This window comes from Pseudomonas sp. AD21 (assembly GCF_002878485.1).
Classification (GTDB): Bacteria; Pseudomonadota; Gammaproteobacteria; order Pseudomonadales; family Pseudomonadaceae; genus Aquipseudomonas.
The window spans coordinates 1-4,685 of sequence record NZ_NQYG01000120.1; the positions used below are offsets into that span (position 1 = coordinate 1).

The 4,685-nt window shown below is 58.0% G+C and carries 7 protein-coding genes; 5 read left to right on the plus strand and 2 right to left on the minus strand.

Annotated features, from left to right (window positions below; genetic code table 11):
• Positions 1-283 (minus strand): DUF6124 family protein (locus tag PseAD21_RS29190; protein ID WP_102359156.1); only part of this gene is annotated, 283 nt, incomplete at its 3' end.
• A 533-nt stretch (positions 284-816) separates the two neighbouring features.
• Between PseAD21_RS29190 and PseAD21_RS29195 the strand changes: the two genes are divergently transcribed.
• The 3 genes from PseAD21_RS29195 to PseAD21_RS29205 all read left to right on the plus strand — a co-directional run bounded on the left by PseAD21_RS29195 (position 817) and on the right by PseAD21_RS29205 (position 2,803).
• The gene (locus PseAD21_RS29195; RefSeq protein ID WP_102359157.1) at positions 817-2,013 is read left to right on the plus strand and encodes an S-type pyocin domain-containing protein; all 1,197 of its coding nucleotides are present in this window, start codon (positions 817-819) and stop codon (positions 2,011-2,013) included.
• Between the two features lie 17 nt (positions 2,014-2,030).
• On the plus strand, positions 2,031-2,369 hold the full coding sequence (locus PseAD21_RS29200; RefSeq protein ID WP_102359158.1) for a DUF6572 domain-containing protein: 339 nt from the start codon (positions 2,031-2,033) through the stop codon (positions 2,367-2,369).
• Positions 2,370-2,449: 80 nt separating this feature from the next.
• Positions 2,450-2,803 carry a DUF6572 domain-containing protein gene (locus PseAD21_RS29205; protein ID WP_102359159.1) on the plus strand — a complete coding sequence of 118 codons (354 nt, stop codon included), beginning with the start codon at positions 2,450-2,452 and terminating at the stop codon, positions 2,801-2,803.
• Between the two features lie 78 nt (positions 2,804-2,881).
• On the opposite strand, the gene PseAD21_RS29210 is transcribed toward PseAD21_RS29205, so the two are convergent.
• The gene (locus PseAD21_RS29210) at positions 2,882-3,313 is read right to left on the minus strand and encodes a type II secretion system protein N (protein ID WP_102359160.1); all 432 of its coding nucleotides are present in this window, start codon (positions 3,311-3,313) and stop codon (positions 2,882-2,884) included.
• Between the two features lie 120 nt (positions 3,314-3,433).
• On the opposite strand from PseAD21_RS29210, the gene gspH reads away from it, so the two are divergent.
• The gene (gene gspH, locus PseAD21_RS29215; protein WP_102359161.1) at positions 3,434-3,880 is read left to right on the plus strand and encodes a type II secretion system minor pseudopilin GspH; all 447 of its coding nucleotides are present in this window, start codon (positions 3,434-3,436) and stop codon (positions 3,878-3,880) included.
• Positions 3,877-4,485, plus strand: coding sequence for a prepilin-type N-terminal cleavage/methylation domain-containing protein (locus PseAD21_RS29220; protein WP_102359162.1), 609 nt, complete (start codon positions 3,877-3,879; stop codon positions 4,483-4,485). The genes gspH and PseAD21_RS29220 overlap by 4 nt, the downstream gene beginning before the upstream one ends.
• Positions 4,486-4,685: the final 200 nt, after the last annotated feature.

A 4,685-nucleotide genomic window follows, 5' to 3' on the forward strand; every position in this document is an offset into this window, starting at 1 on the left:
ACAACGCCCGACGCTGCGACGCCGGCAACAGACTGGCGACGTTCTGCGCAATGGTTTTGGCCGAAGCGAGCGTTTCACTGGCATCGATCAGCAGCTCTTCGTTTTTGTTGTCCGCAGTTACGGCGTACATCCCGCGGGTTTTACGTGGGGGCGGCGTGGAACCGGGTGGGCAGAGGTAATGGTCGAGGGCGCGGTCGGCGGCTTCGTGGAGTTTTTTGGAATCGATGGATTCGTAGGGAGACGTGCAGTTAGATTCGGGCGGATTGGGTGTTGGTTTGATCATGGTGAAGCTCCTTGATGACTGGAGCCGCCACCGTTCGCGGTCAAACAAACAGGGTGGCAGCTGTACGCGGGTTGACCGACCGGACATCAAGGACTCCGGCACACCCGAAGGTGTCCCACGCACAGCCACCGCGACATGATTTCAGACAATGCCTGAACACGTGCAGAACGCTGGCGCGCCTTGATGTTGGGCGGACGGTCAAATCCGATCGCTGATTCGTCAGCGACCGCACCACAATAGAACTCGCCCCCAAGGCGCACAAGCCGGCGGATTCTGGCGTAGCTGTAGGCAAAGGCGCAAGGATATGTAGCCTGAGAGAGTGTCTGGTGATGTCTTTTTAAACGTTGACGTTATCGAGACCCTCATCCAGTCACGGTTCCCTCAACAGATCCGCTCCCTTATCCCGCAGACAAAAGAAAATTGCTGCGGAACACACGCTTATCTTTATAGGGTCAAAGTGCCACTTATTGCCACCCTCAATCCTACCTGTCAACCTGCGCCCCGTTCAAAGGATCAGGACAAGGAATCAAGGATTGAGTGGCTACGTCCCCAACCCACCCAAGGGTTACCGCAACACCGGCGTCGATCCAGTCGACATCAACGCCCAACACTGGGCGCAGTACAAAGACCTCCCACCAGTGCCAGACACAAAACCCACCCCCATGGGCTGCGTCTTCGCCAAAAGCTGCAACCTGCCCGACGGCGAAATCAACCACACCAACCCCGCTGGATTCGTCCCCGTTGAAAAACTGGCGGACTACGGTCTATGGGCCGTACTGGCCACTGGCGCAGCAATCACCGCTGAAGGCACCTCGCTCCAGTTAGTCGGCGGCTCCACAACCGGCAGCGCCATAGCCCAACGACTAGGCGGCTCCCTCGCGCTAGGTTTGCTTGAGAGTGCAGGTACATTGGCAGCAGGCGCCGCCGTCGGCACCGTCGCGCTATTAATGCCCAACACCAGCCTCGCCCCCGACAGCGTTTTCTACAAAACCGACCAATACGCCACGCTCGAAACCGGTCGCACGCGTGTCCGCGTCAATGTAAAAACCTTGCCCGATGGCTCCGTCAACGCCTACGGCTTCTACACCGGCGGCAAGAAGGACTGGGAAAATGTTCCCGTCATCAGGGCAGACAAAGATGGCGAAAAATTCGTCGCCGACATAGGCAACGGCATAGGCCTCACCTGGACGCCCGCAGCAAACCCAGACGGAGTACTGGGTATCCCTGCACTCGAAGGCGCGCCCCAATTACCCCCGGTATGGGTATACCCGCCGACAGCACAGTCAGACACGCTTCTGGCCAACCCGGCACACCCGCCCGAATTCCAGGACGCAATCATCTGGTTCCCCGATGACGCGGGCCTAGAACCCATCTACATCGTGCTCAGCACGCAACTAGAGAAAAACAAAATAGCAGGCGCCGCCTTCGAAGAAGAGGCGTACAGCGGCTTTTCCGAAGAAATGGAAGAGTCCGGCCAACAAGTCACCATAAAAACAGAGGGCGGCACCCGAACCCGCCTCGATATGATAGGCAGAGATGCAAACGGCGACATCGCATGCGTCGAATGCAAAGCTTCTGACACAGCACCACTGACCCGCAATCAAAAGCGGGCATTCCCGGAAATCGAACAGAGCGGTGGGCGCATCATGGGCAAGGGCAAACCCGGCTTCCCCGGCGGCACCCAAATCCCACCCACCCGAGTAGAAATCTTGCGGCCGCTGCAAAAATAACGAACCAAGGAACTCAAATGTCCGTAACAGACGCCAAAACCATCGACATGTGGGGCATCCCAAAATGGGACAACACCAAGATCATCCTCGGCATCGCTGACCACCTCGAATGGGGCGACAAGACACAACAGGGCGAGCACCTGCTGGTACTTCAAGAGAAAATCAACAACTACATCGCCTTCATCGAAAGCGGTGAAATCTACACCGAGATACCCGGCGCACTCGGCAAATCACCCGTCATCCGTGTTCAAGGCAAATACGAGTTACCCGAGCAAGGCGAGTTGTTCATAGATCGCGTAGCCGAGACGCTTAAGGAAGTCGGTATCGGATTCGAATTTGTGCTCAAAGCGGAGTAACAAGCGCGATCATTAAGCAGTGCTTCATTGCTCACCGAGTCCAGCCCAGTACGCAATGGCATCCCATTGAGGGAGCAGACATGTCCATCACCGAAACAAAAGTCGTCGACATCATCGCAGTACCCGAGTGGGAGCCAGACAACGTCGTACTCGTCATCACCGATCACTTGGAGTGGGGCGACAAGGTCCAACAGGGCGAGCACCTGCTGTTGCTTCAAGAGAAGATCAACACTTACATCGCCTTCATTGAGAGCGGCGAATTGCTGGATAGCTACCCGCCAGCCAAGGGCAAAAACCCGAAGATCCGCATCAATGGCCTTTACCAATTGCCTGAGCAAGGTGAGTCCTTCATCGACCGCGTCACAGAAGTGCTCAAAGGCGTGGGCATTGGAATGGAATTTGTCCTCAAGGACGAATTGGCATTACGCCACTAGTCGTCAGGAGGGTGAGAAGGAATCGCGCTGGCGCATTCATAGTCCAGTGCAATACCTTACTCACTTCAGCCCAACAAATCACGGCCTCACCAACCTAGGCAACACCACCTCCTCCCCCAACCTCTCCACCCCCAACCGCACCCTCTCCCCACCCTGCTCAATCACCACCCCATCCCCCTCCACCGCCAGCAACTTCACCCCAGGCCCCACCTTCTCCCCCTGCAAAAAACTCCTCGGCGGCCCATCGTTCAAACTCAGTATCGCCACTGCCCCCCGACTCCCCGCCATCACCCCGCTCACCTTGATGTCCATCGGCGCCGTTTGATTGGAAAACCACTGCAACGCCGGGCTATCACTGCGTCCCGCCAGCAACTGCGGGGCTGCTGCCGGGGTGTGTGATTCGGCGGAGGTCAGCAGCAGCGACGACCATGTCGCCACGCCGACCAGTGCTGCGAGCAGCGCGAGGGCCTGGACCATTTGGGGTGGGGAAATACGTGCGGTGAAGGTCATGGGTTGAATCTCCTTTTTATCCCTGCTGTCAGCCTACGCGGCAATTCTCTCCGTTTTATTTCACACGCCTTACATGTTGGCCGTGCAGGATGGCGCAGGACGCAAAGGAGCGCGCGCGCGATGAACAGGCAAGAGGGTTTTACGCTGATCGAGTTGATGGTGGTGCTGGTGATCATCGGCATTGCCAGTGCGGCGATCAGCCTGAGTATCAAGCCCGATCCGTTGCAGTTGCTGCGCAAGGATGCCGAGCGTGTGGCGCAGTTGCTGCAGGTCGCGCAGGCGGAGGCGCGGGCGGATGGCCGGCCGATTGTGTGGGTGAGTGATGCCAAGGGGTTTCGGTTTAGTCGGCGCAGTGACAGTGGTAAGGGGTTTGATCATTTCGCGCAGGATCCGCAGTTGCGGCCGCGTACCTGGCAGAGTCCGAAGATGGAGGTGCGGGTGGAGCCGAAACAGAAGGTTGTGCTGAACGCTGAGTGGATCAATCCGCCGCTGCAATTGACGTTGTCGGATGGGTTGAATCGCTTGAGTGTGCTGCGTGATGACAGTGGAAGGATCAGCCTGCAATGAAGCGCCAGCAAGGGTTTACGTTGATTGAAGTGATGGTCGCGATTTTGCTGATGGCGGTGGTGAGTCTGATTGCCTGGCGGGGGTTGGACAGTGTGACGCGGGCGGACAGTCATTTGCAGGCGAGCAGTGAGCAGAGTGACGGTTTGTTGCGGGCGTTGAATCAGTTGCAGCGGGATGTGGAGATGCGGGCGGGGGTTGAGTTGACCGAGCCGAAGAAGGTTGGCGTGGATGATGAGCCGCCGAGCGCCCCGCCCGCTCTGACTGTGCGTAGTAGCGACAGTAAGGGGTTTCGGCTGGATATTATTCGTACGGCGGCGGATCAGCCGGGGGCGTTGCAGCGGGTGCGGTGGTGGGTCAAGGGCGACACGTTGTATCGGGCGGTGGCTGAGGCGCGGAGTCGGTATCCGTTGCCGGCGCCTGGGAATGGGGTTGCTGTTTTGAGTGATGTCAGTGATGTGCAGGTGCGGGTTTGGGAGGTGGATAAGGGCTGGCGGCAGTTGAGCGGGAATCGGCGGGAGGATCCGTTGGGGTTGGAGATTCGGTTGAGTCGGGGGACGGCGCAGGGGTTGGAGAGGTATCGGCAGGTGATTGGGCCGTTGGAGTGATTTGCTGGCCATGAATTAAATGTGGAAGGGGGTTTGCGACCGAATGTGGTGGGTCAGGCGATATTGTTGTTACTGATAGAGCGCTTTCGCGAGCAGGCTCGCTCCCACAGTGGGATTGGGTGGCGTCAGTTGGGAATTGGTTGGCTGTGAGACCGTCATCGCGAGCAGGCTCACTCCTACAGTTGGATCGGGTGCATCAG

Coding starts and splice junctions, on each gene's coding strand:
- PseAD21_RS29200 (WP_102359158.1), top strand. CDS start 2,031: ATGTCCGTAACAGACGCCAAAACCATCGACATGTGGGGCATCCCAAAA.
- PseAD21_RS29210 (WP_102359160.1), bottom strand. CDS start 3,313: ATGACCTTCACCGCACGTATTTCCCCACCCCAAATGGTCCAGGCCCTC.
- PseAD21_RS29220 (WP_102359162.1), top strand. CDS start 3,877: ATGAAGCGCCAGCAAGGGTTTACGTTGATTGAAGTGATGGTCGCGATT.
- PseAD21_RS29205 (WP_102359159.1), top strand. CDS start 2,450: ATGTCCATCACCGAAACAAAAGTCGTCGACATCATCGCAGTACCCGAG.
- gspH (WP_102359161.1), top strand. CDS start 3,434: ATGAACAGGCAAGAGGGTTTTACGCTGATCGAGTTGATGGTGGTGCTG.